The following is a 26,584-nucleotide window of genomic DNA, read 5'->3' on the forward strand; positions in this document are numbered from 1 at the left end:
ATCAAGGAGACGAAGACAATGTCAGGAGGCGCGTACATCCTCGCGTTCGATCAGGGCACCACGAGTTCGCGAGCGCTACTGTTCGATCGCGACGGTCATGTGGTAGCGATCGCACAGAAGGAATTTCGTCAGATCTATCCGCATCCCGGCTGGGTCGAGCACGACCCGCGCGAAATCTGGTCGACGCAGGCCGGTGTCGCCGCCGAGGCGTTGACGCACGCCGGTGTGGCCGGCAGCGACATCGCGGCCATCGGCATTACGAATCAACGCGAGACCACGATTGTCTGGGATCGCCGCACGGGCGAGCCGGTGTACAACGCCATCGTGTGGCAAGACCGTCGTATGGCGGACTTCTGCGAGCAGCTTCGTGCGCAAGGCAACGAAGCGCTGGTCGCGAGTCGCACCGGTCTACGCATCGACTCCTACTTCTCGGGCAGCAAGATCCGCTGGATTCTCGATCATGTCGACGGCGCGCGCGAGGCGGCCGAGGCGGGCCATCTCGCCTTCGGTACGGTCGATAGCTGGCTGGTGTGGCACCTCACGGGCGGCAAGCTGCATGTGACGGATGTGTCGAACGCCTCGCGCACCATGCTCTTCAACATCCACTCGCTCGAATGGGACGACGAACTCCTCGCGTTGCTCGACGTGCCGCGCAGCATGCTGCCGGAGGTGCGCTCGTCGAGCGAAGTCTACGGGCATACGGCCACGCCGCTGTTCTCTGCGCCGGTGCCGATCGCCGGCATTGCGGGCGATCAGCAGGCCGCGTTGTTCGGTCAGATGTGTCTCTCGCCCGGCATGGTGAAGAACACCTACGGCACGGGCTGTTTCATGGTCATGAACACCGGCGACAAGCCGCAGGCGTCGAGCCATAACCTGCTCACCACGGTCGCGTGGAAGATCGGCAACCGGGTGGACTACGCGCTCGAAGGCAGCATCTTCATCGGCGGTGCGGTCGTGCAATGGTTACGCGACGGACTGGGCATCATTCGTCACTCGCGCGATGTCGAAGCGCTGGCGACGAGCGTGCCCGATGCCGACGGCGTCGTGCTCGTGCCCGCGTTTGCCGGACTCGGCGCACCCCACTGGCAGCCGCACGCGCGCGGCACACTGTTCGGCGCCACGCGCGGCACCACGGCAGCCCATGTGGCCCGCGCCGCGCTCGACAGCATCGCTTTCCAGACACTCGACGTGCTGCGCGCCATGGAGGCCGATGCCGGTCTGCATGTGTCGGAGTTGCGAGTGGACGGCGGCGCAGCGGCCAACGATCTGCTCATGCAGTGGCAGGCTGATCTGCTGGGGGCGGATGTCGTGCGTCCGAAGGTGATCGAGACGACGGCCGCCGGTGCGGCCTACCTCGCGGGACTGGCCGTAGGCTATTGGCCCGACATCGACACGTTGCAGCGCCAGTGGCAGTTGCAGCAGCGCTTCTCGCGCAAGCTGTCCGAGCAGGAGGTCGAGCGTGCGGTCGGCGGTTGGCAACGCGCGGTGCGCGCGGCCAAGGCGTGGGCCGAAGATAGCTGATGGATATCTGATAGCGGGCAGAAAACGTGCCGACCGGCTGCCGTGCGCCATGCCGACGACAGCCACGCGCTGAAGTCACCGGACGGCGTCGCCTCGCCGAAGTGTGGCTTCAGCGCAGCGCCCGACCGGGCGCGACATGACGGCGATCGCCAGCGGCTTCGTGCCGACGGTGTCGCCAGCTTGCACACCGCTCGCGCGGATGACGACGGGCCGACTTGGCCGGGCTCGCCGGTGCGAGCGATCTGACGCAGGGACTTAGGGCGCAAGGCCCGGTGCGGCGCATTTGCATGATCCTCTCCCTGATTCGATTCCCTTGTCCGATCCGACCGGCCGGCGCGGCGTCTTTGACATCTGACGCTTCACGCGCCGTCGGTCTCTGGTGCAAATCCGTCCGCACCCGGGGCGCTCCCGGCGAGGGATAGGCATCGGGCGTGCCGGGGCCATGTGGCGTGCATGGCGTGATTCCCGAGGCAGTCGGCCTGGCGAAGAGACTTCCCCGGGGGCGGACGGCTTGCCACCTCATTAATGCGAGAAGCATGCCAATGCTCGCAACCTATTGAATCGTCAGAGAAGTTCGACGAGCACGGTGGCGAAATTTGCGCTGTGCAGCGAAAAACGTTTCAGGATTGAACGACCGGAAGGCACGCGTGCGGCAAATGTTTCACGCGAGGCAGCGGTGCATGGGGAGACGACGGCGTTGCGTCAATGAGCGATGGTGAGGCGATGCATGAAGAAGCGAGTGAAGACGCGCGTGACGGCAAATTAGGCAATGCACTTGACAGTCAATGCCGGCGGGCGATTGCGCCGCCGGCAGGGGACTTATGCAAAGGGTTATCAACAGTTGCTGTGGATATCCTTGCCGTCACGTCAGGCAACCCCTGACGGGGCTCGCTCAGGCGGCCGGTTTCTGGCCGACGGTGAAGGCGATCTCGCCCACGCCGGCGACGCCGGCGCTCACCTTGTCGCCCGGTTCGAGCGGACCGACGCCGGCGGGCGTGCCGGTGAAGATCAGATCGCCGGCTGCGAGCTTCACGCTGCGCGAGATCTCGGCGATCAGGTCGGGCACCGACCAGATCAGTTCGTTGAGGTCGCCCGTCTGACGGTTCTCACCGTTCACGTCGAGCCACACGCGGCCTTCGTTCGGATGACCGACGTCGGCCACGGCGTGCAGCGGGCCGCACGGTGCCGAGGCGTCGAACGCCTTGCCCCAGTCCCACGGCCGACGCGTGTCCTTGGCCTGCTGTTGCAGATCGCGACGGGTCAGGTCCACGCCCACGCCATAGCCCCACACCAGCGACAGCGCATCGCCCGCATCCACGTTCTCGCCGTCGGCGCCGATGGCGACAACCAGTTCGATCTCGTGATGCAGCTCGCTCGTGAGCGGCGGATAGGGCAGCGTGCCCTCGGCGGGCACGACGGCGTCGGCCGGCTTCATGAAGAAGAACGGCGGTTCACGGTCCGGGTTGCTGCCCATCTCGCGGGCGTGTGCGGCGTAGTTACGGCCGACGCAAAACACGCGGCGCACGGGGAAGCGGGCGTCGCTGCCGGCCACAGAGACCGACGCCTGGGGCGGGGCTGAAATAACGAATTGGCTCATGAGAAGACTCTCGAACGATGTGAGACGCATACCAACAACAAACACAAACCGACGTCGTCCGGGACAAGCCCGGTGACGACGTCGGGAATTCGGATGGCCTGACCGACGCGCCGGTCCACGGCCTGGCCGCTGACTCGCGGTTACTTGGCGAACACCTGCGACATGTCGGCGAACGCCTTGAACTCCAGCGCGTTACCCGACGGGTCGTAGAAGAACAGCGTCGCCTGCTCGCCGACTTGCCCGGCGAAACGGATATGCGGCTCGATCACGAAGCGCGTGCCCGCCGCGCGCAGCCGGTCGGCGAGCGCGTGCCATGCAGGCATGTCAAGGATAACGCCGAAATGCGGGACGGGGACGTCGTCGCCGTCCACCGGGTTGGTGATGCGCTTGCCGGCGTCGTCCGGCGACAGGTGCGCGACCAGTTGATGGCCGAAGAAGTCGAAGTCGATCCAGTGATCCGAGCTCCGGCCCTCGGCACAGCCCATCACGTCACCGTAGAACTGGCGGGCCGCAGCGAGATCGTGGACGGGAAAGGCGAGATGGAAAAGAGGCGTGGCCATAGGGGACTCCGGTGCAATGTGGGGTTGAACGACGTCGTGCATAGCGCGTATCGCGATGGGTGCGTCGATTTGCTGTAAATTCTATCCATCGATAAAAATAATCAGAAACGAATAATTCGACCGCTCAGCATAGAAATTTTCGATCCATGATCCGCTACCTGAAAACCTTCGTCACGGCTGCCGAAACCGCGTCGTTCTCGGCGGCCGGCGCGCGTCTCGGGCTGACGCAATCGGCCGTGAGCGCCCAGATCCAGCGTCTCGAAGACGACCTTGGCGTGCAACTGTTCGAGCGCACCGGGCGCGCCGTGTCGCTCTCGGACGACGGGCGACGTCTGCTGGCGCAGGCGCAAGGCGTGATTGCGGGCTATCAGGCGATGCGTGGGGACGCCGGGGCGCAGGGCGGGCTGGCGGCGCTCGCGCCCATCCACGTCGGTGCGATCCTCACGGTGCAGCTCGGTCTCTTGCCCGGTGCGGTACAGCGCTGGACCGCGCTTGGCGCCATGCCGCATCTGAACATCGTGCCCGGCATGTCGGTGCAACTGCTCGCGCAACTCGACGCCAAGGAGCTCGATCTGGCGGTGATGATCCGTCCGCGCATCGGGGTGCCGGCCGACATGAAGTGGCTCACGCTCATGCACGAGCCGTACGTTGCGATTGCGCCGAAGGGCACGCGCGGAGACGTCGCCGACTGGGCGTCGGCGCTGCCGTTCGTGCGCTACAACCGGCGCTCCTACGGTGGCGATCTCGTCGACCGGTACTTGCGACGTCACCGGCTGTGGGTGCGTGAGGGCGTGGAGCTCGACGAGCCCGAAGTGATTCTGCGCATGGTGCGCGCGGGACTCGGATGGTCCATCGTGCCGGCCACGCTCATCGGTCTGCCGGTCGACGCGAAGGCGTCGGGTGCGCCCGCTCGTGGCGCGCTGCGGGGCCGCAGTGCCAACGAGCCCGACAACGTCGCCAAAGCCGCTAAAGCGGCATCGGGCGTGCAGGTGCTGCCGCTGTCAGGCGCGCCGCTCACGCGCGAGCTTGGGGTGCTGGTGCGTCAGTCGGCGCTCAAGCGTGCGCCCGTGGGTACGTTGATGAAATGTCTTAGCGACGAGGCGGATTCGCAGGGCTGACGTCGTCGGCGGTGCGGGGTGTGACATCGCCGTTCCCTGCCGATGACGCCATCGTCGCGCCTCCCAGCGCTTGCCACAGCGCAGCGGTGTCCACCAGCCGCGCGCCTTGCGTGTCCAGCCGCGCTCGGAGCGCATCGAGTGCCTGACGCTGGGCGTCCAGCAATGCCAGATGGCTGATGCCCCCGACACGGTAACGCTCGCTTGAGATTCGGTACGCGTTCTCGGCGCGCTGCGCGGCGTCGGCCTGTGCGGTGAGCTTGTCCGCGTCGGCTTCGAGGGCGCGCATCGCGTCCGCTACTTGCGCGAGGCCCAGCAGCACCGTGTCCCGATACGAAGCGAGTGCCGCATCGTACGCGGCGATGGCCGAGCGTCGCTGGGCACGTAGCTCGCCGCCGCGAAAGAGCGGTTGCAGCAGGTTCATGCCGAGGTTCCAGATGTTGATGCCATCGCCCAGATCGGCCGTGCGCATGCGCTGGGTGCCGAAGCTGCCCGTCAGGGTGAATTGCGGATACAGGTTCGCCGTCGCCACGCCGACATCGGCACTCGCTTTATGCAGCAGTGCCTGCGCGGCCTGGATGTCGGGCCGCCGTTGAGCCAGCGTCGACGGTAGCGAGACCGGCACCGTCTGCGGCAATTGCAGCGAGGTGATGTCGATGGCTGGCGATGTGAAGGCGCCGGGCGCCTGACCGACCCAACGTGCCAACTGATGATCGTATTGCGATATCTGCAAACGAAGCCCCGGTAATTGCGCTTCCGTTTGCGCGACCAGCGCAGCCTGATTCTGGACGTCGAGCGTTGCCACGCCTCCGACGCGCTCACGCGAGCGTGTTATGTCGAGCTGCCGGCGTTGTGCGACGAGCATGCCTTCGAGCGCGGCGAGTTGCGCGCGAGCGCTGGCCTGACGCAGCGCGGCGGTGACGACATTGCCGGCGAGCGAGAGCCGTGCCGCGTCGAGTTCGAAGCGTTGATAGTCGACTTGCGCGGCCAGCCCTTCGAGCGCACGGCGATTGCCGCCGAAGACATCGAGCGTGTAAGACACGTCCACACTGGCGTTGTACAGCGTGAACGGCCCGGGGCTGGGCACGCTGGTAATACCGAACGACGCGAGGTCGACCTGCTCGCGCGTGCCCGAGAGTTTCAGATCGGCCGATGGCAAGAGCCGCGCGCCCGCCTGCGCGCGATAGTCCTCCTGCGCCTGCCGCAGCTTGGCTTCGGCCTGTCGCAGTGTCGGACTGTCGTCGAGCGCCTGCGCGACGAGCGCGTTCAGTTCGGCCGAGCCGAAGCGTGTCCACCAGGCGGAGGGCACGTCGGCATCGGTCGTGAGCGTCTGACGTTGACCTTGCGGTGCATCAAGGTTCAACGTACCCGAGGTCGTATCGGGCTGTGCGCCGGTCGTGTATCGCGCGACGGCCGGGGTGTCGGGCGTGTGGAAATCGGGGCCGACGGCGCAGCCCGACAGCGCAGCGGCGAGCGCGCACACCACGATCAGCCCGCCCATCATGGCGAGCGTCGGTGGGCAAGAGGTGAGGCGCGAAAGCGCGTGGCGGGCGGCTCGCATAGGCGGTTCAGTCGAGCGTGCGTTTATAGAATCTGACGGCCACCGTCATGAGCACGGCGCAGAAAACGAGCAGCGGCCACAGATCGTGCCAGGCGTCCGCCCAACCGTTGCCCTTGAGCAGAATGCCGCGGATGAGCCGGTTGAAATACGTCAGCGGCAGCACGTTGCCGATCGCCTGCGCCCACGCAGGCATGCCGCGAAACGGAAACATGAAGCCGGACAGCAGCATGTTCGGCAGAAAGTAGAACACGGTGAGCTGCATCGCCTGCAACTGGTTCTGCGCGAACGACGAGAGCGCGATACCGACCGTCAGGTTGGCGGCGATGAAGACGAGCGCCGACAGATAGATGGCGATCACGCTGCCCTCGAACGGCACGTGAAACACGAAGCGCGCCGCGATCAGGATGATGCTCGCCTGAATCAGACCGATGGCGATGTACGGCACGATCTTGCCCGTCATCACTTCGATGGGCAGCACCGGTGTCGCGAGCAGATTCTCCATGGTGCCGCGCTCACGTTCGCGCACGATCGCCAGCCCGGTCATCATCGCGAGCGTCATGGTGAGGATCACGCCCATCAGGCCGGGAATGATGTTGTACTGCGTGATGCCCTCGGCGTTGTACAGACGGTGCACCTGCACGTCGAACGCACTCTGCCCGCCTGCCAGCCCGGCCAGTGGTCCGGTCAGGTCCTTCTGCGCGACGGACTGCGCGATCGCGGGTAGTGCACCGAGCGCGGAGGCCATCGCCATCGGGTCGGTGGCATCGGCTTCGACGAGCAGGGCGGGGCGCTCGCCACGCAACAACCGTCGCGTGAAATCGGTCGGGATATTGAGCACGAACTGCACGCGGCCCTGTGCCAACGCAGCGCGGCCCGCCTCTTCGCTCGACAGCGTTTCCGTGAGGCGGAAGTATTCGGAGTGCTCCATTGCAGCGACGAAGCTGCGGGTGAACTCGCTGTCGTCGTGCATCAGCACGGCGGTGGGCATGTGCTTCGGATCGGTATTGATGGCGAAGCCGAAGAGCGTCAGTTGCACGAGCGGCACGGCGACGATCATGGCGAACGTCACCCGGTCGCGCCGCAGTTGCAGGAATTCCTTGCAGACGATGCTCCACCAGCGGGCGATGGAGAACCCGAGCGGCGCGCTCACGTCCCGTCTCCGAAGTTGTCCCTGGCGTGGCTCATCAGATAGATGAACACGTCTTCCAGACTCGTGTCGATGGGCGTTACGCGAAGGCCGCGCGTGTCGGCCAGATCGCGAAGCAGTTTGCCCAGCGCGTCGGCATCCGTGCCGCTCACGTGCAGGGCGCTGCCGAATGCGACCGTTTGCGCCACGGCGGGTTGCTCGCGCAGTTCCCGGGCGAGATCGACGAGATCGTCGCCATGCACGGTCCACGTCGACAGGTGCTGGCTTTCGATGACTTCCGCCGCCGAGCCTTGTGCCAGCAATTCGCCGTACGAGATGTAGGCGAGCTTGTGGCAGCGCTCGGCTTCGTCCATGTAATGGGTGCTGACCAGTACCGAAATGCCGCGTGCGGCCAGCTCGTGCAGTTCTTCCCAGAAGTCGCGACGGGCGGTCGGGTCCACCCCGGCGGTCGGCTCGTCGAGCAGCAGGACCTGCGGCTCGTGCAGCATGCACGCCGCCAGCGCCAGCCGCTGTTTCCATCCGCCCGAGAGCGAGCCCGTGAGTTGATTGGCGCGCGCTTTGAGGCCGAGCCGTTCGATGGCCTGCTCGACGGTGTCCTTGCGGTTCGGCATGCCGTACACGCGGGCGACGAAATCGAGGTTCTCGCGAATCGTCAGGTCTTCCCAATAGGAGAAGCGCTGCGTCATGTAGCCGACGTGCCGCTTGATCTGCGCACTCTCGCGCACGATGTCGAAGCCCAGACACGTGCCGCTGCCGGAGTCGGGCGTGAGCAGGCCGCACATCATGCGAATGCAGGTGGTCTTGCCGCTGCCGTTCGGTCCGAGAAAGCCGAAGATCTCGCCGCGCCGGACCTGCATCGACAGGTCCTTGACGACGTGCTTGTCACCGAAGTGCTTGTTCAGTCCACGCACGTCGATGGCGAGTTCGTTGGGGCTGTCGTGGCTGTCGTGGCTATCGTGGATGTCATGCCCGTTGCGCGCGCCGTCGGCGCCTTCGCCGGACGTCGGGGCCCCGTCGCGCGTCGAGGCGGCGAGGCCGGTCATCGACGACTCACCTGCACCGGCTGCCCGGGGTTGAGCTTGATCGCGTCGGCCGGGGCCGGATGCGCCTCGATCATGTAGACGAGCTTGTCGCGCGTGTCGTTGCTGTAGATGACGGGCGGCGTGTATTCCGCCTGATTGGCGACGTAGCTGATACGGGCGTCGACGCCCGCGCCGCAGCCGTCGCAAGCGATATGCACCGTCTGACCGGCATGCAGGTCGCCGAGCGCGGCTTGCGGCACGAAGAACCGGACCTTGATGTTGGCGGGCGGCAGAAGCCGCACGACGGGACTGCCTGCCGCGACCCACTCGCCCACGCGATACATCGTGTCGTACACGCGCCCCGGGGCGTTGGCTACCGCGTGTTTCTGCGCGAGTTGCCAGTCGGCCTGCGCCAGCGACGCCCGCGCCACGTCGACCTGCGCGGCCTGTGACTGACGCTGCGCCTCGCGCCCGGGCAGCCGGGCGACGGCCAGACTGCTTTGCAACTCCTGGACTCGTGCTGTGGTGCTGCGGGCATCGGCACGGCTGGCGTCGAGCTGCTCGCGCGAGATGCCACCGGCGGCGTACTGCGCCTGATCGCGGTCGAACTGGGTGACGGCCTTGTCGCGCCCGGCAATCGCCTGCTGGAGTTGCGCGGCCGAGACGGCAATCTCGTCGGGGCGTTTGCCGGTGCCGAGATCGCGCAACTGGGCTTGGGCACTCGCGAGCGTTTCGCGGGCGTGGGCCTGTGCGGCGATCTCGAAGGTGGCTTCGAGATCGAAAAGGGCGTCGCCCGCTTTGACCTGTTGGCCGCGCGCGACGGAAAGCGTCTGCAAGGTGCCGGCCTGCGAGGAGGCGACATAGACGAATTCGCCCTCGACGTAGCCCTGCCACGGCTTGGTGCCGCCGTCGCCGCAGCCTGCCAGCAGGGCGAGCGTCGCCACGGCAGCAAGGGTCATCGCGTTAGTGCACATGCGTGGGGTTGCCGACATGGCGCGCCTCGTGCGTTGCGGGTGTCCGCCGCCACCTTAGCGCAAAAGCGAGAGGCGAGGCAATCGGGACTGGCTCGGCATAAAGTGGGCATCAGGTCGGCATCAGGTCGACGCAAAGGGCATGCCTGTCAAGGTGGCTTTCGGCGTGCGATGAGACTCTCTGTTATTGTGCGCACATGTCCGGCGGCGCGGGGAGGCGCGAGCGGTGTTGGCGCAGCGCCCCGGATCCAATGCAACGGAGCTTGATTGATATGTCTCACGACACGTTCGACGAAAACGACTGGAAGCGATTCCTCAAACACATCGGCGAAGACCCGAACCGCCCCGGCCTGCACGAAACGCCGGCGCGTGTACAGAAGGCATGGCGTCAATGGACGGCCGGCTATGACCAGGACCCGGCCGAGGTGCTCAAGGTCTTCGAAGACGGCGCCGAGCAATACAACGAATTGATCGTGGTGCGCGGTATTCCCGTCTACAGCCATTGCGAGCATCACCTCGCACCGTTCTTCGGCAAGGCGACGATCGGCTATCTGCCCAACGGCAAGATCGTCGGCCTGTCGAAGCTCACGCGTCTGGTCGATTGCTTCGCGCGTCGTCTGCAAGTGCAGGAGCGGTTGACGACGCAAGTCGCCGAAGCGCTGATGACGCATCTGCAACCGAAGGCGGTCGGCGTGGTGGTGTCATGCCGTCACATGTGCATGGAAAGCCGTGGCATTCGCACGGCCGGTGAGGAAACGGTGACGTCGTCGATGCTCGGCGAGTTGCAGCCGAATCTGGCGCTGCGCACGGAATTCCTCGCCCTCGCTCGGGACAAGTGATCGCGCAGCGGCTCGCGCCTTTCTGCGCGTTCGACTGACGTGTTCGACTGACGTGTTCGATTTACACGTTTAAATCGTGACGCTCTGAAACGAGAAACGCCAGCGGTGGATGCCGCTGGCGTTTTCTTTTGAGGCGTCGCGTTCGCATCGAGGGCTCGACCGGCAAGGTTTCCCGGTCGACGTCACGTCACCCGTGACTTCAGCAACCTCAGCGACCGTAGCGCGCCACGATCGTCGAGCCGTTCAGCGTGTGACCGGCGAGCCTGGCTGCAAGGCCGTTGGCGTCGAGCCCGGCAGGCAGATCGCCCGGGGCGATATCGGTCGCCGTCACCGTGATGATGTAGTGATGCGGCGTGTCGCCGACCGGCGGGCAGGCGCCGCGATAGGCCTCGGAACCGGTGATGTTCTTGCCGACCGTGATGTTCGGGCCGGTTTTCTCGCCAGCGCCGGCGGGCAGCGACGTCATCGATGCAGGGATGTTGTAGGCAATCCAGTGAACGACACCGCCACCCTTCGCGCCATCCGGATCGGTCATCTTGATGACCACGCTGCGCGTACCCTGCGGCAGGTTCTTCCATTCGAGCGGCGGGCTCTTGTTCTCGCCGCCGCAGGCGTCGAGGCCAGCGTGAATCGCAGGCAGCAGGGCGCTGTCGGTAAATGCACTGGATGAAACGCTCATGCCTTCCGCACGTGCCGTGCCGGCGAATCCGGCAAGCAGGGTGACGGCCATGGCCGCGGCCCCTGCAATGCGCGTCACGTTCGGGGATGAAAGCCGATTCATAAGCTGGCTCCTATTTGGCAGTTGCAATGATGAGTTTGAATGGTAGTGCAAGCAGGGCCGTGCCCGCCACACCCGCGCACCAGAGCGCCACGAACCATCCCCAGCGAATCCACATGAGCTGCCACGCCGGGCGAGTCATGTCAGGGGTGTTTGTGCCGTCGCGCTCGCGTTGGCGGCGCACCCCGGGACGTACGAGATCAGTGATAGTGCGCATCGTGTGCCACCTTGCCGCGAAAGACCCAGTACGCCAGCATCGTGTAGGCGAGGATCACAGGAATGATGAAGGCCGCGCCCCACATCGTGAACGAGAGACTGGAGTGCGGCGCGGCGGCGTCCCACAGCGTGATGCCCGGCAGAATCGCGTACGGGTACGCGCTGATGAGCAAACCGCTGTAGCCGAGAAACACGAGACCGATCGCGAGCCAGAACGGCGTGGCGTCGTGCGCGCGTTGCAGCACGCGACGCATGGCCAGCGTGGCACCCGCGACGACGAACGGCACCGGCAGGCATCGCCAGAACCATTGGCCGTCGAACCAGCGTTCGGCCACGAGCGGCAAGCGCAGCGGCGTCCACAACGAGACGATGGCCATGGTGGCGACGAGCGCGATCGTCAACGGCCACGCGAGCACGCGCAGACGACGTTGCAGATCGCCCTCGGTCTTGCCGATCAGCCAGCACGCGCCGAGCAGGGCATACGTGACGAGCAATCCGAGACCGGTGAACAGATTGAACGCCGTGACCCACGCGAAGGCATCGCCGGCAAACTGTCCGTGCTCGACGGGAATGCCCGACAGGTAGGCGCCGAGGGCCACGCCCTGGAAGAACGTCGCCCCTGCCGAACCGCCGATGAACGCGAGGTCCCACCACTGCCGCGTGCGACGCGACTTGCCGCGAATCTCGAAGGCCACGCCGCGGAAGATCAGACACACGAGCATGAGCACGAGCGGCAGATACAGCGCGGAGAGCAGTACCGAGTAGACCATCGGGAACGCCGCGAGCAGACCGGCGCCGCCGAGCACGAGCCACGTCTCGTTGCCATCCCAGACGGGGGCGACAGAATTCATCATCGTGTCGCGCTCACGCGCGTCGGGGAAGAACGGGAAGAGGATGCCGATGCCGAGGTCGAAACCGTCGAGCACCACGTAGAGAAAAAGGCCGAGCGCGATGATGGCGGCCCACGCCAGGGTCAGATCCATGAGAAGTCTCGCTATGTCCGGTAAGTGTCGAAGCGTGCCGATGCGGTTCGAAGTGTGTCGGGGCGTGTCGGTATGAGCGCGTGTCGTTGCAACCGACGACGATCAGGTCGCGTGCGCGCTGTCGGTGTCAATGCGTCCTGACAGCCCCGACATGGCCGGAATCGCCTGCGGCCCGTGGTGGACGTCATTGGTATGCGATGCGCCCGCCGAGGCGTCCGGCGCGCGGTTCGGGGGCGGCGTCACGTCAGCCCCGACCGGTCCGCCGCGCAGAATTTTCAGCAGGTAATACACGCCCGTGCCGAACACGAGGAAGTAGGCGAGCACGAGCACCAGCAGCGACACCTGTACCTGTTGCGCGCTCACCGGCGACATGGCGTTCGCCGTGCGCATCACGCCGTACACGACCCAGGGCTGACGTCCTGCTTCGGTCGTGACCCATCCGGCGAGCAGCGCAATGAAGCCGGTCGGCGAGAGCAGCAGCATCACGCGGGCGAAGTTGCGCGAGGCGTAGAGCGTGCCGCGACGGCGCAGCCACAGTGCCGCGAGCGCCGCGCCGATCATCGCCAGACCCAGACCGACCATGATGCGGAAGCTCCAGAACACCAGCGGCACGTTGGGGCGCTCGTCTTTCGGGAATTCCTTCAGGCCGCGAATCTCGCCGTCCCAGCTATGCGTGAGGATCAGGCTCCCCAGATGCGGCACTTCGATCGCGTAACGCGTGGTCTCGGCCTTCATGTCGGGCCAGCCGAAAAGGTTGAGCGGCGTGCCGCCGGTCTTTGTCTCCCAGAGGCCTTCGATGGCGGCGATCTTCGCCGGTTGATGCTCACGGGTATTGAGCCCGTGCAGATCGCCGACGAAAGCTTGCAGCGGCGCGAAGATGAGCAGCAACCACATCGCCATCGAGAACATCGTCTTGACGGCCGGGTCGCGACGCCCGCGCAGCAGGTGCCACGCGCCGGTGCCCGCCACGACGAGCGCAGCCACCACGAACGCGGCAATGCTCATATGCGCGAGTCGATACGGGAAAGAGGGGTTGAAGATCACGTCCCACCACGACAGTACGACCACGCGTCCGTCGACGATCTCGTATCCCTGCGGCGTTTGCATCCAGCTGTTCGACGCGAGAATCCAGAACGTCGAGATCAGCGTGCCGATGGCCACGCAGAGCGTGGCGGCGAAGTGTGCGCGCGGACTCACGCGATGCCAGCCGAACAGCATGATGCCGAGGAACCCGGCTTCGAGGAAGAACGCGGTCATCACTTCATAAGTGAGCAGCGGTCCCGTGACCGCGCCGGCGAAGCTGGAGAAGCCCGACCAGTTCGTACCGAACTGATAGGCCATCACCACGCCGGAGACCACGCCCATGCCGAAACACACGGCGAACGCCTTCGACCAGAAGCGGCACAGATCGAGATAGTGCTGCTGACGTGTCTTGAGCCAGAGCCCTTCGAGTACGGCGATGAAGCTCGCCAGACCGATGGAGACGGCGGGGAAAATGATGTGAAACGAGACCGTGAACGCGAATTGCAGGCGTGCGAGGTCGAGGGCATCCGGAACGGCAGTCATGTTGCGCTCTATGTATGCAATTAAACCCTGTCTTGTATGGTGATAATCTTGTGATTTCACCACTTGTTTGCATGCATATTAGACGTTGCTGCGTCGCAGCACGCGTGACAAGTCGTCACATGTGGCGCATTGACGCGGGATCTGCCATCGACCGAATTTGCGCTATTTGTATGTTTTTAATGGGGTTTATGTCTGTAGGTGGTGCGGCGTCATGTCACATGTCGTCAAACGTGACGACGCAGCGTCGGCACTCGCGTCGATGCGTCGCACGGCTCAACTGAGCAATCCGGCGCCGATGTTGATCGACAGGCCGAGCACCGCCAGATTGAAGAAGAACGAGAGGATGGCCTGTGCGAGAGCGGCACGTCGCATGCGGCGCGACTTGAGCGCGATGTCGGCGGTTTGCGACGCGACCGCGATGGTGAACGAGAAGTACAGGAAGTCCCAATAGTCCGGATCGCAATCCCGGTCCGGCCAGGCGAGCGCATACGGCGACTCGGTATCGGTGAAGTACAGTCGCGCGTAATGCAGCGTGTAGATCGTCGGGACGAGAAACCAGCCGGCGATGAGGGTGGCGGCAGCAAACAGAACATGCTCAGAGGCGTGCGATGCACCCCCGGCCTTCGCGCTCGCGAGAATGTGAACGATGGCGGCCACGCTGGCGATCGCCGACAGACTGACGACACTCAGCACGATGACCGCGCTCTGGTCCTCCTGCTCGGCGAAGCGCTCGATGCTGCGTTTGGGGGCGGTGACCATCATGAACCAGATCATCGCCAGATACGACCATGCTCCGGCGTTCCAGCCGATCAGCACGCGGGTGACGGTGCTGAACTCTCCCTTGACGACGACCTGCACGAACAGGCCTGCAACGACGCCAATCACGATGGCGATGAGCAGTCGCGGGTGGAAGCGGACCAGATGCGGGAAAAGCTTGGCGTTCATGAGCGACGTCCGGGCGGAGCGTGGCAACGGGTGGATCGATTATCCCTCAAGGGTGCCATGCCCCGGTTCGGCGCTTCAGCGTGACAGGACCATCGAGACGAAGATGGCGTTGTTGATGGCGTGGATGGCGATGGGTACGGCCAGTCCGTGTGTCTTCTTCGCGAGCCAGCCGGTTGTCAGGCCGAACAGGACGAAGAACACGAAGTGTTTCGCATCGAAGTGCACGGACGCGAAGATCACGGCCTGCCAGACGTTGGCCGCGGCGAAACTCATATGGCGGGTCAGGCCGCCGAGCAGACAGCCCCGGAAAACGAACTCTTCGACGATCGGCACGGCAACGGCGATCAGCAGGTAAGCGAGTCCGGCGCCGCCGGCCTGCCGCGCGCTGAGTACGATGATTTCGTTCCAGACCGGCTTGTCCGCCGTCCCCGGCATGCCATGCCTTGCCATCACCCAGGCGCTGAATGCCGCGATCATGAGCAGAATGGCGGGCCAGATGAACCAGCGCACCTTCCACGTGCCGTAGCCGGGCCACTGGCGCCAGCCGAACCTCCAGACGGTATGGGCGAGTGCGAGCGAAATGACGCCAAGCGTGACGAAGTGAGCGATGGCCAGCTTCGGCTGCAACAGCGACGCTCCCGTCGCCGCGACCGGATAGGCCGATGCCACCCGTCCGAGCATGAACACCGGGATCACCCAACTGGCGAGGCAGAACACGGCGAGTCCACACCAGGCATGCCGCAGGCCGATGCCGTCGAAGATCGCCGGGGTCGGACGGCCTTTGCGGGCGCGCACGGTTCCGACATAGTGCACCGGAAACATCAGCAGGCCGGGCACCAGCGCGATGCACAGACCGATGGCGAGCAACGTCAGCGCCAATCCCGCAAAGGCAGGATGCAGGGCCGCCGCCGGGTCGATCGTCAGCAGCACGGCGTACGACTGGGAGAGCGGCCAGCGGTTGCCCTTGTCATGTTCGAGCGACGATTCGATAGCCGCCGCCGCAGCTTTGCCGTCGCCGGCGGCGAGCGCCACGGACAGACGCAGCGCGCGGTTCTGCGTCAACTCCGACGCGCTGGGCGGCGTATCGGAGAGCGCACGTTGTGCGCGGGCGGGGTCACCGGCCTGAAGCCACGCGCGTGCGCTGGTGTACGGATCGATCTTCAACCCGGCCTGCTGCATTTGCAGCAGGAGGTCGCGCGCCGTGGTGCCAGGCAAGACATCATGCGCGGTGTTGATGCGGGCGTTGGCGAGCCAGGGGACCTTGGGCGCCGGGGCCGCCATCAACATACGCTTCGCTTGCGTCTTCTCTCCGTTCGACGCGAGATAGCGAACGGCCAGCAACAGCACCGGGGTATCGGGGGCCAGCATGGCGGCTTCCACCGCTTGCTGGCCCGCGTTGCGCTTGTCTTGCGTCGCCTCGTAAGCATTGGCGAGCGCAGCATGCAACCGGGCGCGGTCCTGCGGCGACCACTCGGCCGATGCCGCCAGCAGAGGCGAGCCTTGCTCGATGAGCGCTTTGCCGTACGTGCTTTGCAGTAGATATAGCGCGACCTCCGGAACGTTGGCGAACTTGTCGGTGAGCGTTTGCCGGCAGGCGGAGAAATCCGTTTGCGCTTGTCCGGCCCAGCGCAGGTCCTCCGACCAGGAATAGGTCTGCATGAACTGACAACGCGCCAGCGCCAGCTTCGGATCGGCGGGGTGCTCGCGCACGGCCGCGTCGAACGTCGCGACGATCTCGCGATACTTGGCGAGCGACGCGTCATCGACTTGCTGCGTCAGCGTGTCTTGCGTCAGCAGCGGGGTGCCCTTGGCGGGGGCGGCGGTGGAAAAGACGGGCAGAAGGCCGAGCACGGCCATCGAGAGCTGGAGCAGGATGCGGTACACGCGAGATTTCCCGGGATATCGTTGTCGTCGACTGCGCTCGCAGTCTGTCTGAGGGCATAACGACCCCAGCATGCCTGAACTGAAGCGAGGCCGGCTATCGGGAAACGATGCGCCATCTGGAGCAAGTCTTCGGAAATCGTCACGCGTCGTCGCTTGCCGTCGTGCGGGGTGGGGCGCACGTTAATGGTGCGCCGCCGCATCGCGATGCGGCATTGTGCCCGTTGTGATGTCATGGAGAGGGCGGCCAGCGCTCGCGCCGATTGCCCCTCATTGCGGCATTTCCCGCGCGCCGTACTCCCGCAAAAGCCCCGTGAAATGGACATCTCCCGCGTTTTGTTCCGTACATGACGCCCACTTGGCACGCCAATTGCTAATCCTTGCATAAGGCCAACGGCGGCTGAGTAAGGTAAGCGAAGACAAGCGAATTTTCTGCACCGCATGCATGACCCCGCGAGCGCGGGGATTTCGGGGCAACGGCGTCCCGAAGCTACAGGTCTGTTTACAGGCCGACGGCTTCGGGACGCTTTTTTTTTTGGCATCCGCACACGAGGGTATCCATGAGCACGCTCACGCAATCGTTGAAAAGTGGCAACTGGCGCGCGCTGGTTGCGTGTTTTCTCTACTTCGACACCGGTTTCACCGTCTGGGTGATGCTCGGACCGCTGGCCCCGTTCATCGGCAAGGACATTGCGATGACGCCCGCACAGACCGGCTTCCTCGTGGCCGTGCCGGTGCTGGGCGCCGCGATCCTGCGCGTCACGCTGGGCAATCTCTATCAGGCCTACGACGGCCGCAAGATCGCATTGATGGGGCTCGTACTGTCGGCCATTCCGTCGGTCGTGCTGCTGCTGATGCCGGGCACGCCGTCGTACACGTTGCTGCTCGTGCTGGGGGTGTTCCTCGGCGTGGGCGGTGCGAGCTTCGCCGTGGCCTTGCCGATGGCGGGCAGCAACTATCCGCCGAAGGTGCAGGGTCTTGTGCTTGGCCTCGCCGCAGCGGGTAACGTCGGTGCCGTGCTCGACGGTTTCATGTTCCCGGGACTGGCCGAACACTTCGGCTGGGCGCGCGCCGCCGGTGCCGCGCTGCCGCTGCTCGCACTCGCCGGTCTGGCGCTGGTGTTCTGGGCCAAGGATCAGGGCGTGAAGTCGGGCAGTGCGCCGCGTGCGTTCTCGAGCTTCTTCATCACGGTGTTCGGGCTCGTCGCGCTGGTGTTGTGCGTGCATGCGGGCGCTTTCGGCGAAGGCAAGGCGGGCGTGCTGCTGCTGCCGGTGCTCGGTGCGCTGCTCGCCATCGCCGTGTTGCCGCGTCACTATCGTGGTGTGCTCGGTGAGCGCGACACGTGGGTCATCATGCTGGTCTACAGCATCACGTTCGGCGGCTTCGTCGGCATGTCGTCGTATGTGACCACGCTGCTGATCTCGCTGTACGGCATGCCGCGTCTCGAAGCCGGTCTGTTCATGTCGCTGCTCGCGTTCCTCGGTGCGCTGGTGCGTCCCATCGGCGGTCTGGTGGCCGACCGCATCTCCGGCGTGCGTGCGCTCGTGTTGCTGCTCGCCGCCATCTCGGTCATCGACTTTGTGTTCGCGGCATGGATGCCGCCGCAAGGCGCCGGTATCGCGCTGCTCGTGCTGATCTACCTGTGCTTCGGTCTGGGCAATGGAGCGACGTTCCAGCTCGTGCCGCAACGCTGGCAAGGCAAGACGGGCCTGATGTCGGGCATCATCGGTGCAGCCGGTGGTATCGGCGGCTTCTATCTGCCCGTGATCATGGGCATCGCCAAGGAGTCGACGGGCAGCTATCAGATGGGGTTCGCCACGTTCGGCGCATTGGCGGCGCTCGCCTTCGTGCTGGTGGTTGCGCTGCGCACGCACTGGATGTCGTGGGCCTTGCCCAAGGAAGTGGCGGGTGCGCCGGTGCTCGCCGGTGGTGTCGCGCACGTGGAATAAGCGCGGAACAAGCGTCGCTCGCAGATTGTCGTGAGCTGACGCCCGCAGGGGCAGCACCAAGGCCCGTCGATGCGCAGGCACGACGGGCCTTGGTTTGTGCGAGACGCATCGCATAGACTGTCGGGCAACATCGTTTTCCCGCAGGAGCCACCATGCGTCTGGGCGTTCCCAGTCTCTCGGCGTTGCAGGCCTTCGAGGCCAGTGCCCGTCATCAGAATTTCGCGGCAGCCGCGCAAGAACTCGCACTCACACACGGCGCCGTCTGTAAGCGGGTCGGGGAGTTGGAAAAGCACCTGGGGGTCGCGTTGTTCGAGCGTGTCCGGCAGCGGCTCGTGCTCACGCCTGCCGGTGCCGAATACGCGAAACGCATTCGCGTGCATCTCGATCAGATTCGTCGCGACACGCTCGACGTCGTGCAACAGGGCCGTGAGTCCGAGCTGGACATTGCCGTCGGCGTGACGTTCGCCGCGCAGTGGCTCATTCCCCGGCTCGATGACTTCTATGCCACCACGCGTGACGTGCGTCTGCATATTCTCGGGCGCGATCAGCCCGTGTTCTTCGACGATTCCGCATTCGATGCGGCAATCTACTTCAGCACGCGGCTATGGCCCGGCATGCCCGGCACGGCGCTTGTCACCGACGATTCGCTCTTGCTCGTGGCCGCACCTCGACTGCTGGCGGGGCGCACGTCATTGACGCTCGACGAGGTCGCCGGGCAGTCATGGATCTGCCCGCGCGATCTCCCTCGCGTGTGGGACGACTGGTTCGCCTCGCAAGGCGCGACACACGCGTCGGAGATCCGGCCCCAACGCGGTGCGCAGCGCTACGACATGTTCATCATGGCGATCAACGCGGCAGTCGCCGGACTCGGCGTGGCGTTGCTGCCGCGTGTGCTCATCGAGCGCGAACTCGCGAGTGGCGCCCTGGTGCAGGCCCACGCGCATACGCTCGCCAATCCCCAGACCATCTACTTCTCGTATCCGGCACAGCGTCGCGACTGGGCGCCGTTGCGTCAGTTCGACGCCTGGTTACGCCGCGCCGTCGACGGGTATCTCGGCGAGCGCGTCAGCGAACGGACCTGATTAGCGGGGCGACCGGAGTTCAGGGCATTCGCGCAACACTTGCTCGTAGAGGCCCTGATAGCCGAGCCATGCCACATAGTCCGATCCGAGCAGACGGAAGACCTCGCGGGCTTCGGCGTCGGAGAGTACTTCGAGCGGTCCCGCGGCTTCGGCCAGCAACTGGACCTGCGCGCATCGCTCCATTGCGAGGAAACGGTAGGCCGCGGCATCGACGGACGAGCCGACGGTGAGCAACCCGTGATTCAACAGCACGGCGGCACGCTGATGCCCCATCGTCTGGGCGATGCGACGACCTTCGTCGGCGCCGAGAACGAGCACGTCGCCACGGAACAGCACGTGGTCTTCGAAGAACAGGCACGCTTCCTGATTGATCGGCGCGAGATGGCGCGTGCGTGCGGAGAAGGCGCGGCCGTGGGTCGTGTGCGTGTGGGCGGCGGCCGTCACGTGAGGCAGGGTGGCGTGAATGCCGGCATGGATGGCCATCGCTGCGGCATTGACCGGACCGTCGCCGTGATGCAGGCCGCCGGCTTCGTCCACCAGAATCAAATCGTCGGGATGAATCGACGAAAAGTGCTGGGCGTAGCGGTTGACCCAGAAACGGTCGTGAAACTCGGGGTCGCGCACGGTGATATGCCCGGCGATGCCTTCGGCCAGCCCGAAGCGCGCGAAGATACGAAAGGCCACGGCAAGCCGCAGCTTCCGGTCGGCGCGTTCGTCTTCCACGTTATCGAATATTTGCGGCTTGGGCAGCGGTGCGCCCAGCGGCGTGGGGATCGCAAAGGCGGCAAAGGCGTCGTGCGGGGAATTCATGGGGGCGCTCCGTCGAATGGGGACGCCGTGTCCGCTATGCGGGCATCGGCTTTCCCGGAATTGTCCCCGCGCGGGGGCGGCAACGTCTATCGACGAAAAGTCACTGGTCAGGGACCTGCCACGGCTATCGCCCCCGGTCGTTCATTCCCCCTTGCGGAACAGACCATTGAGCGTTGCACCGCTGGCGGCGCCGTCGAAGCCGTCGAATCGACCTTCGGCCAGCGCTTGCGCCGCATGCATGAAGCCGCCCCATGCGGAGCGGGCGAGCGCACCGCCGACGCTCACGCGGCGCACCCCGAGGCTCGCCAGCGTTTGCAGGGTGAAGGGCGATGTGGCGCCGACGAGCACGTTGACGGGCTTCGGTGCGACGGCCGCCACCACGGCGCGGATCTGCTCGGCAGACTGGATACCCGGCGCGTAGAGGCAGTCGGCGCCCGCTTCGGCGTAAGCCTGCAATCGTTTGATGGTGTCGTCGAGATCAGGCACGCCGGCGAAGAAGTTCTCCGCGCGACCCACGAGCAGCGTATCGCCGCCGGTCTCGTCGATGGCACGGCGCGCCGCCTTCATGCGCGCGACGGCTTCGTCGAGCGGGAAGAGCGGTTCGTTGTCGTTGCCCGTCGAGTCCTCGATGGACAGACCGGCCACGCCGGTGGCGACTGCCAGCTTCACGCTCTGCGCCACGTCGTCGGGCGTGCTGCCGAAGCCGCTTTCGAAGTCGGCGTTCACCGGCAGGTCGGTGGCCTCGACGAGGGTGCGCAAATGCGCCAGAACGCCGTCGCGCGTCACGCCGTTGTCGGGGTGCCCGGTCGACCAGGCGAAACCGGAACTGGTGGAGGCGATCGCCTGAAAGCCGGCATGTTCGAGGTATTTGGCGCTACCGGCGTCCCACGGGTTGGGGATGACGAAACAACCGGCGAGGTGAAGCTCTCGAAACGCGGCGCGTTTTTCGGCGATGCTGCGTGGCATGGCATGTCTCCATAGAGGGCGCAGTTCGCGATGCGCTGCGCACGGAATTTTCCGATCATCGCGGTTTTGCGACGCGCTCGCAAGGCAGATTCCCCATGCGCGTGCAGGCATGCCGACGAATGGCGACCGACGAACGGTTTTGTCGAGCGTGGCGACAGAAGGGGGAACGCGGTGTCCCGTGCCGCGCCGGTAATCCCCGGTAACAACTTTTTTGCGGCAACGCCGGAATAAGCGCGCTTCAACCGGCGTTATGCCATCATCTTCCAGCGTATTTTCAGGACGTCCAACGTGAATTCTCAGCCTCCTTCAGTCTCATCGGCGTCTGCCGGCAAACCCCGCGTGGCCCTGTACGAAGATCCCAAGTACACCCGTGTCGCCATGCTGCTGCATTGGGCGGTCGCGCTGCTGATGCTCGGCAACGTCGCGATCGGTCAGACGATTGCCTTGCTGTCCGACGCCACGCTCGAAAAGATCGACGTGCGTTTCTGGATCGATCTGCACAAGTCCATCGGCATCACGGTACTCGGCCTCGCGATTCTGCGCATTCTGTGGCGCGTTACGCATCGTCCGCCCGAGCTGTCGCACGTTTTCGCTTCGTGGGAGCGTGCCGCAGCGCATCTGGTGCATTGGCTGCTGTACGTGCTGATCTTCGCGATGCCGCTCTCGGGCTGGGCGCATGACTCGGCATGGGTGGCCGCATCGACGCACCCGCTGGTGCTGTTCGGCTCGGTGCCGTTCCCGCGCATGGGCTTCCTGATGGCGATGAGCGACGCGAGCAAGGACTACTGGCACGGCGTGCTGGGCGACGTTCACACGTATTGCGCCTACACCCTCTATGCGTTGCTGGCGCTGCACATCGGTGGTGCGCTCAAGCATCAATGGATCGACCGTCACCCGGTGATCGGCCGGATGCTGCCGTGAGCACGGAGCAGAACCAAGACATGACACCGACTATCGAGACGGGCGTTTCCCGACTGGAAGCGTTGCGCGAACAACACTCGCCGCGCTTCACCTTGCCGCCGACGCCCCTCGCGAGCTGGCTCGTGCATACCGGCGTTGCCGTGCTGTGGTGCCTGTTGTTTGCGCAGGCGTTCTTCCTCAAGGGCGTGTTCGCGTGGGGCACGGGCGTGGCGTATGTCGTCTACGACACCGTGCTGCTGGCGTTCGTCTTCTGGCAGGCGTGGCGCCTGATGCGCCCGGACCCGGATGAGACCTGGGGCAACGCCGCCGATGCGGCCGCGGTGCGCCTCACCCTCGGCGTGGTCGTGGCGGCGCACAACGAAGCGGCGGCGCTGCCGGTGACGTTGCGCTCGTTGATGGCGGGCCGTCAGGTCCCGGATGCCATCGTGATTGCCGACGACGGTTCGCACGACGGCACCGTCGCCTTGCTCACGGGCGACTATGGTCTCGTCGATCCGGGTGTTGGCGGGTTGAGTGCACCGAGCACGCGTTATCCGAACCTGCGCTGGCTGCGCGTGCCGCACGGCGGCAAGGCGAAAGCGCTCAATGCCGCGCTCGTCGGTATGGACACCGACATCGTCATGACGGTCGACGCCGATACGCTGCTCGACGCCGGCGCATGTGCGGCCATGCACGATGCGTTCGCCCGTCGCCCGCGTCTCGTGGCGGCCACGGGGGTCCTCACGCCGGTGTGCGGCGACACCATGAGCGCGCGCGTTTTGCAGTTCTTCCAGACGTACGAGTACATCCGCAACTTCATCTCGCGCTTTGCGTGGATGCGCGCCGACGGCCTGTTGCTGATCTCCGGCGCTTTCGCGTGCTTCCGGCGCGAAGCAGTGCTGGCCGTGGGCGGCTTCGATCCGGCCTGTCTGGTCGAGGATTACGAACTGATCCATCGTCTGCGCCGCTACTCGGTGGCGCATGCGCTGCATTGGGAAGTGCGTGTCGTGGGCGGTGCACAGGCGATCACCGATGCCCCGGGCACCCTGACGAGCTTCCTGCGTCAGCGTCGCCGCTGGTTTGCGGGCTTCCTCCAGACGCAGTACTGGTATCGCGATATGGTCGGCAACGGCCGCTACGGCAACCTCGGTCGCTGGATGCTGCCGGTCAAGGCGTTCGACACGCTTCAGCCGATCTACGGGCTGACGGCCTTCGCGCTGCTGGTGACGTTCGTCTGCGAAGGACATTACGGGGTCGTGCTGCCGGTCTCCGGGATCATTCTCGGCAAGATCGTCATCGATCTCGGCTTTCATCTGTGGTCGGTGCATGCCTATCGCCGCTGGACCGGGCACAGCACCGGCACGAGCCTCGGGCTGGCCTTCGTGGCTGCGGTGCTGGAGCCGTTTTCGTTCCAGTTAATGCGTCACACGGGGGCGGCGATGGGCTGGGGCCATTTCCTCACGGGACGTCAGCGTTGGGGCGTTCAGGTGCGACGCGGTATCCTGTCGGGCGAGCGCGGTGCGGAGGTGCCCCGCGACAGGTGATTTCCCGGCAGTTTTCTCTCCCCGATGATTCGATCTTTGACGTGGTTGGCGATGGTGTGTGCGCTTGGCGCCGTTCTGGGCGCCGTAGGGTGCACTTCACCGGCGCCGAAGCCGGCAGGCCCTGACTACGCCGCGCAGGGCGGCGCTGCCGAAGTGCGTGGCGACTGGGATACTGCCCGACGCGCCTTCGGTCAGGCGGCGCTGGTCGCGGACCAGTCCGGCTGGCCGGCGTCGCAACGCGCGGCGGTACATTTCGACTACGGGCGGGCGCTCGGCGTGACCTGCTATTACGCCGAAGCTGAGCGCGAGTTGAGTCAGGCCTACGATCTCGACATCCTGACGGCGCGCTATCGCTACCCGGCGCTCGTCGAACTGGCGCGGCTGGCATTGGTGCAGCGTCAGTTCGGCGTCTCGGTCAAATACTTCGGTCGTGCACTCGGCACGCTCGACCGTCTGGAGGCGGCGCGCAAGGTGCCGTTCGCCTACGCCGAGTTGCTCGACGACTATGCACTCGCGCTCGGCGGGGCGGGCGATGCGGAAGCCGCAACGCGCATCATCGATCGTGCCGCCAGGGTGCGGGCCGATCTCGGCGACGACGCGCGCCACCAGCCCACCTCTCGCACGCCGTACGGCAGTCACTGCGGTTCGTTGGCTGCACAAGCCGTCCAACAAGCCGCCGGGCCATCGACCCAACAAACCGCCGTACCCTCGGCAAAGCAGGCACGATGAATCATCTGCGCGTGCCGCTCGCCAGCGTTGGCGACTTCGACGAAATCATCGACGTTCGTACGCCGCTCGAATTCGCCGACGATCACATCCCCGGCGCCATCAACGCCCCGGTGCTCAGCAACGAAGAACGCATTGTCGTCGGCACGATGTACAAGCAGGTCTCGCCGTTCGACGCCTCGCGTGAGGGCGCGGCCATGGTCGCGCGCAACATTGCGCATCATCTCGATACGGTGTTTGCCGACCGGCCGCGCAACTGGCGTCCGCTCGTGTATTGCTGGCGCGGGGGCATGCGCTCGGCGTCGATGACGCTGATGATGAACATGATCGGCTGGCGGGCGCGTCAGCTCGAAGGCGGCTACAAGACCTATCGCAGCGATGTCGTGGCCTCGCTTGCGACATTGCCGCCGACGCTCGACTACGTGGTCCTCGCCGGACACACCGGCTGCGGCAAGACACGTCTGCTGCACGCGCTGGCCCACGCCGGGGCGCAGACGCTCGATCTCGAAGGCCTCGCCGTGCATCGGGGCTCGCTGCTCGGCGCGATGCCCGACGCGCCACAGCCGTCGCAAAAGGCTTTCGACACGCGGTTGATCGGTGCGCTGCGTGCGCTCGATCCGGCGCGTCCGGTGTTCGTGGAAGCGGAGAGTCGTCGCATCGGCCTCGTGACGCTGCCCGAGTCGCTGATGACGGCGATGCGCGGCACCATGCGCTGCGTCGAGGTCAGCGTCGCCATCGACGAGCGTGTGGCATTGCTCACGCAGGAGTACGGTCATCTGCTTGCGCAGCCGGAGGCGTTTCGCGCGCAGTTGCTGCGGCTCGTTCCGTTGCATGGCAGGGCGGTCGTCGACCAGTGGCTGGCGATGCTCGATCAGGGGCAACAACGCGAACTCTCCGAAGCGCTCATCACGCGGCACTACGACCCGGCGTACACGCGCAGTTCGCGCAAGCTGCTCAAAGGGCTGACGCAGGCGATGCCGTTCGCGTTTCATCCCGTCGCGCAAGACCTGCGCCCGCAGGCACAGGCCCTGCTCGCCGTCATTTCACCGGCAGACAGATCTTCGTCTGAAGCTGTGCCGCCGGGGTCGAACGCGGGTCGTTGAGGTACTGCTCGAACATCGGGAAGTTGGCCGGTTCCAGCCCGCTGTTCGGCAGCCACTCCGAAAAGAGCCACTGATACGGCTTGCTCATCTCGTTGTACGGGCCGGTGTACGTCAGCACGGCACATCGTCCGGCCGGAATCTCGAACCTTTCCAGATCGCCGCCAATGTCGGCATTGCTCGCAACCGACACGCCGGCGAGCGAGCGCAACTGTTCGGTCGGCACCTGTTCCGGATCGTCGAAATAGACGCCGAAGCCGGTGGTGTCCGGTCGCGCCAGACCGTGCGCGGCGGCCAGCATGAAAACGCGGACGAAGACGGGGCCGATGGCCTGGTAGTCGCCGCTGTGTCGCAGCGCGGCAAGGGTCGTGGCGGGAAACGATTCGACTGAGATCGGGTACATGTTGGGCTCCTGAGGATCGACGGGATCGGAGCGGGTGTCCCGATAGCGTCCCGGCGGCATGCCGAAGAACGCACCGAAGGCCCGGTTGAACGCGGCGTCCGACGTATAGCCGGCGCGCGACGCCACAACGCGCATCGAATCCTCCGAGTCTGCCAGCGCGATGGCTGCACGATGCATGCGAATGCGCTGCACCGTGCCGTTCACCGTCTCGCCGAGCAACGCGCGGTAGACACGATGGAAGTGATACGGCGACAGGCAGGCCAGTTCGGCGAGGTGGTACAGATCCGGGGGACTCTCCGGATGACTGGCCAGCCAGCGCAGCACAGGCTCCATGCGTTGGGCGTAGCGAAGACGGGTCTCGGGTTTCATTTGCGCTCCTTGGACGCCAATGTAACGACCGGC

General features: G+C 65.4%; 23 protein-coding genes. 9 read left to right on the forward strand and 14 right to left on the reverse strand.

Annotated features, from left to right (window positions below):
• The first annotated feature begins 18 nt into the window (after positions 1-18).
• Positions 19-1,521: a glycerol kinase GlpK gene (glpK, locus tag PCA20602_RS21400; RefSeq protein WP_150722911.1), complete on the forward strand. Its 1,503-nt coding sequence runs from the start codon at positions 19-21 to the stop codon at positions 1,519-1,521.
• Between the two features lie 892 nt (positions 1,522-2,413).
• Here glpK and PCA20602_RS21405 read toward each other — a convergent pair.
• Positions 2,414-3,118: a fumarylacetoacetate hydrolase family protein gene (locus PCA20602_RS21405; protein ID WP_150722912.1), complete on the reverse strand. Its 705-nt coding sequence runs from the start codon at positions 3,116-3,118 to the stop codon at positions 2,414-2,416.
• 140 nt (positions 3,119-3,258) lie between these two features.
• Positions 3,259-3,678, reverse strand: coding sequence for a VOC family protein (locus tag PCA20602_RS21410; RefSeq protein ID WP_150722913.1), 420 nt, complete (start codon positions 3,676-3,678; stop codon positions 3,259-3,261).
• Positions 3,679-3,824: 146 nt separating this feature from the next.
• On the opposite strand from PCA20602_RS21410, the gene PCA20602_RS21415 reads away from it, so the two are divergent.
• Positions 3,825-4,796, forward strand: coding sequence for a LysR family transcriptional regulator (locus tag PCA20602_RS21415; RefSeq protein ID WP_150722914.1), 972 nt, complete (start codon positions 3,825-3,827; stop codon positions 4,794-4,796).
• On the opposite strand, the gene PCA20602_RS21420 is transcribed toward PCA20602_RS21415, so the two are convergent.
• Genes PCA20602_RS21420 through PCA20602_RS21435 form a run of 4 tightly spaced genes read right to left on the reverse strand, consistent with a single transcriptional unit; the run spans position 4,768 to position 9,515 of the window.
• On the reverse strand, positions 4,768-6,354 hold the full coding sequence (locus tag PCA20602_RS21420; RefSeq protein ID WP_246182276.1) for an efflux transporter outer membrane subunit: 1,587 nt from the start codon (positions 6,352-6,354) through the stop codon (positions 4,768-4,770). The genes PCA20602_RS21415 and PCA20602_RS21420 overlap by 29 nt on opposite strands.
• Positions 6,355-6,361: 7 nt before the next feature.
• Entirely contained in the window at positions 6,362-7,504 is a 1,143-nt protein-coding gene (locus tag PCA20602_RS21425; RefSeq protein ID WP_069341326.1) for an ABC transporter permease, read from the reverse strand.
• Positions 7,501-8,544, reverse strand: coding sequence for an ABC transporter ATP-binding protein (locus PCA20602_RS21430; protein ID WP_150722915.1), 1,044 nt, complete (start codon positions 8,542-8,544; stop codon positions 7,501-7,503). Before PCA20602_RS21430 ends, PCA20602_RS21425 begins: the two co-directional genes overlap by 4 nt.
• A complete protein-coding gene (locus PCA20602_RS21435; protein ID WP_150722916.1) occupies positions 8,541-9,515 on the reverse strand; it encodes an HlyD family secretion protein in 975 nt (324 codons plus the stop codon). The genes PCA20602_RS21430 and PCA20602_RS21435 overlap by 4 nt, the downstream gene beginning before the upstream one ends.
• 251 nt (positions 9,516-9,766) lie before the next feature.
• On the opposite strand from PCA20602_RS21435, the gene folE reads away from it, so the two are divergent.
• Complete coding sequence (folE, locus tag PCA20602_RS21440; RefSeq protein WP_150722917.1) at positions 9,767-10,333, forward strand: GTP cyclohydrolase I FolE; 567 nt, start codon at positions 9,767-9,769, stop codon at positions 10,331-10,333.
• A gap of 208 nt (positions 10,334-10,541) precedes the next feature.
• Here folE and PCA20602_RS21445 read toward each other — a convergent pair whose 3' ends face one another.
• The 5 genes from PCA20602_RS21445 to PCA20602_RS21470 form a co-directional block, all read right to left on the reverse strand.
• The gene (locus PCA20602_RS21445) at positions 10,542-11,114 is read right to left on the reverse strand and encodes a YbhB/YbcL family Raf kinase inhibitor-like protein (RefSeq protein WP_150722918.1); all 573 of its coding nucleotides are present in this window, start codon (positions 11,112-11,114) and stop codon (positions 10,542-10,544) included.
• Between the two features lie 197 nt (positions 11,115-11,311).
• Positions 11,312-12,310, reverse strand: coding sequence for a cytochrome d ubiquinol oxidase subunit II (gene cydB / locus PCA20602_RS21455; protein WP_150722920.1), 999 nt, complete (start codon positions 12,308-12,310; stop codon positions 11,312-11,314).
• Between the two features lie 102 nt (positions 12,311-12,412).
• Positions 12,413-13,876, reverse strand: a complete 1,464-nt coding sequence (locus tag PCA20602_RS21460; RefSeq protein WP_150722921.1) for a cytochrome ubiquinol oxidase subunit I — start codon at positions 13,874-13,876, stop codon at positions 12,413-12,415.
• Between the two features lie 273 nt (positions 13,877-14,149).
• Entirely contained in the window at positions 14,150-14,821 is a 672-nt protein-coding gene (locus tag PCA20602_RS21465; protein WP_150722922.1) for a DUF1345 domain-containing protein, read from the reverse strand.
• Between the two features lie 75 nt (positions 14,822-14,896).
• Positions 14,897-16,705 (reverse strand): CPBP family intramembrane glutamic endopeptidase, encoded by a 1,809-nt coding sequence (locus tag PCA20602_RS21470; RefSeq protein ID WP_174981408.1) that lies wholly within the window; start codon positions 16,703-16,705, stop codon positions 14,897-14,899.
• 557 nt (positions 16,706-17,262) lie between these two features.
• Here PCA20602_RS21470 and PCA20602_RS21475 point away from each other — a divergent pair.
• Both PCA20602_RS21475 and PCA20602_RS21480 read left to right on the forward strand, forming a co-directional pair.
• The gene (locus PCA20602_RS21475) at positions 17,263-18,651 is read left to right on the forward strand and encodes an MFS transporter (RefSeq protein ID WP_150722924.1); all 1,389 of its coding nucleotides are present in this window, start codon (positions 17,263-17,265) and stop codon (positions 18,649-18,651) included.
• Between the two features lie 152 nt (positions 18,652-18,803).
• Positions 18,804-19,733, forward strand: a complete 930-nt coding sequence (locus PCA20602_RS21480; protein WP_150722925.1) for a LysR substrate-binding domain-containing protein — start codon at positions 18,804-18,806, stop codon at positions 19,731-19,733.
• Here PCA20602_RS21480 and PCA20602_RS21485 read toward each other — a convergent pair whose 3' ends face one another.
• Both PCA20602_RS21485 and PCA20602_RS21490 read right to left on the reverse strand, forming a co-directional pair.
• A complete protein-coding gene (locus tag PCA20602_RS21485) occupies positions 19,734-20,543 on the reverse strand; it encodes a class II aldolase/adducin family protein (protein WP_150722926.1) in 810 nt (269 codons plus the stop codon).
• A gap of 141 nt (positions 20,544-20,684) precedes the next feature.
• Entirely contained in the window at positions 20,685-21,509 is an 825-nt protein-coding gene (locus PCA20602_RS21490) for an isocitrate lyase/PEP mutase family protein (RefSeq protein WP_150722927.1), read from the reverse strand.
• A gap of 288 nt (positions 21,510-21,797) precedes the next feature.
• Here PCA20602_RS21490 and PCA20602_RS21495 point away from each other — a divergent pair, with 288 nt between their 5' ends.
• The 4 genes from PCA20602_RS21495 to mnmH are packed head-to-tail and all read left to right on the forward strand — an operon-like array spanning position 21,798 to position 25,782.
• Positions 21,798-22,430 (forward strand): cytochrome b, encoded by a 633-nt coding sequence (locus tag PCA20602_RS21495; RefSeq protein WP_242560233.1) that lies wholly within the window; start codon positions 21,798-21,800, stop codon positions 22,428-22,430.
• A 20-nt stretch (positions 22,431-22,450) separates the two neighbouring features.
• Positions 22,451-23,953: a glycosyltransferase family 2 protein gene (locus PCA20602_RS21500; RefSeq protein ID WP_150722928.1), complete on the forward strand. Its 1,503-nt coding sequence runs from the start codon at positions 22,451-22,453 to the stop codon at positions 23,951-23,953.
• Positions 23,954-23,977: 24 nt separating this feature from the next.
• A complete protein-coding gene (locus PCA20602_RS21505) occupies positions 23,978-24,682 on the forward strand; it encodes a tetratricopeptide repeat protein (RefSeq protein ID WP_150722929.1) in 705 nt (234 codons plus the stop codon).
• Positions 24,679-25,782 carry a tRNA 2-selenouridine(34) synthase MnmH gene (gene mnmH, locus PCA20602_RS21510; protein ID WP_150722930.1) on the forward strand — a complete coding sequence of 368 codons (1,104 nt, stop codon included), beginning with the start codon at positions 24,679-24,681 and terminating at the stop codon, positions 25,780-25,782. The genes PCA20602_RS21505 and mnmH overlap by 4 nt, the downstream gene beginning before the upstream one ends.
• Here the strand turns inward: mnmH and PCA20602_RS21515 are convergent.
• Positions 25,718-26,551 (reverse strand): AraC family transcriptional regulator, encoded by an 834-nt coding sequence (locus PCA20602_RS21515; protein ID WP_150722931.1) that lies wholly within the window; start codon positions 26,549-26,551, stop codon positions 25,718-25,720. The genes mnmH and PCA20602_RS21515 overlap by 65 nt on opposite strands.
• Between the last annotated feature and the right edge of the window lie 33 nt (positions 26,552-26,584).

The sequence above is a fragment of the Pandoraea capi genome (assembly GCF_902459735.1).
Lineage (GTDB): Bacteria > Pseudomonadota > Gammaproteobacteria > Burkholderiales > Burkholderiaceae > Pandoraea > Pandoraea capi.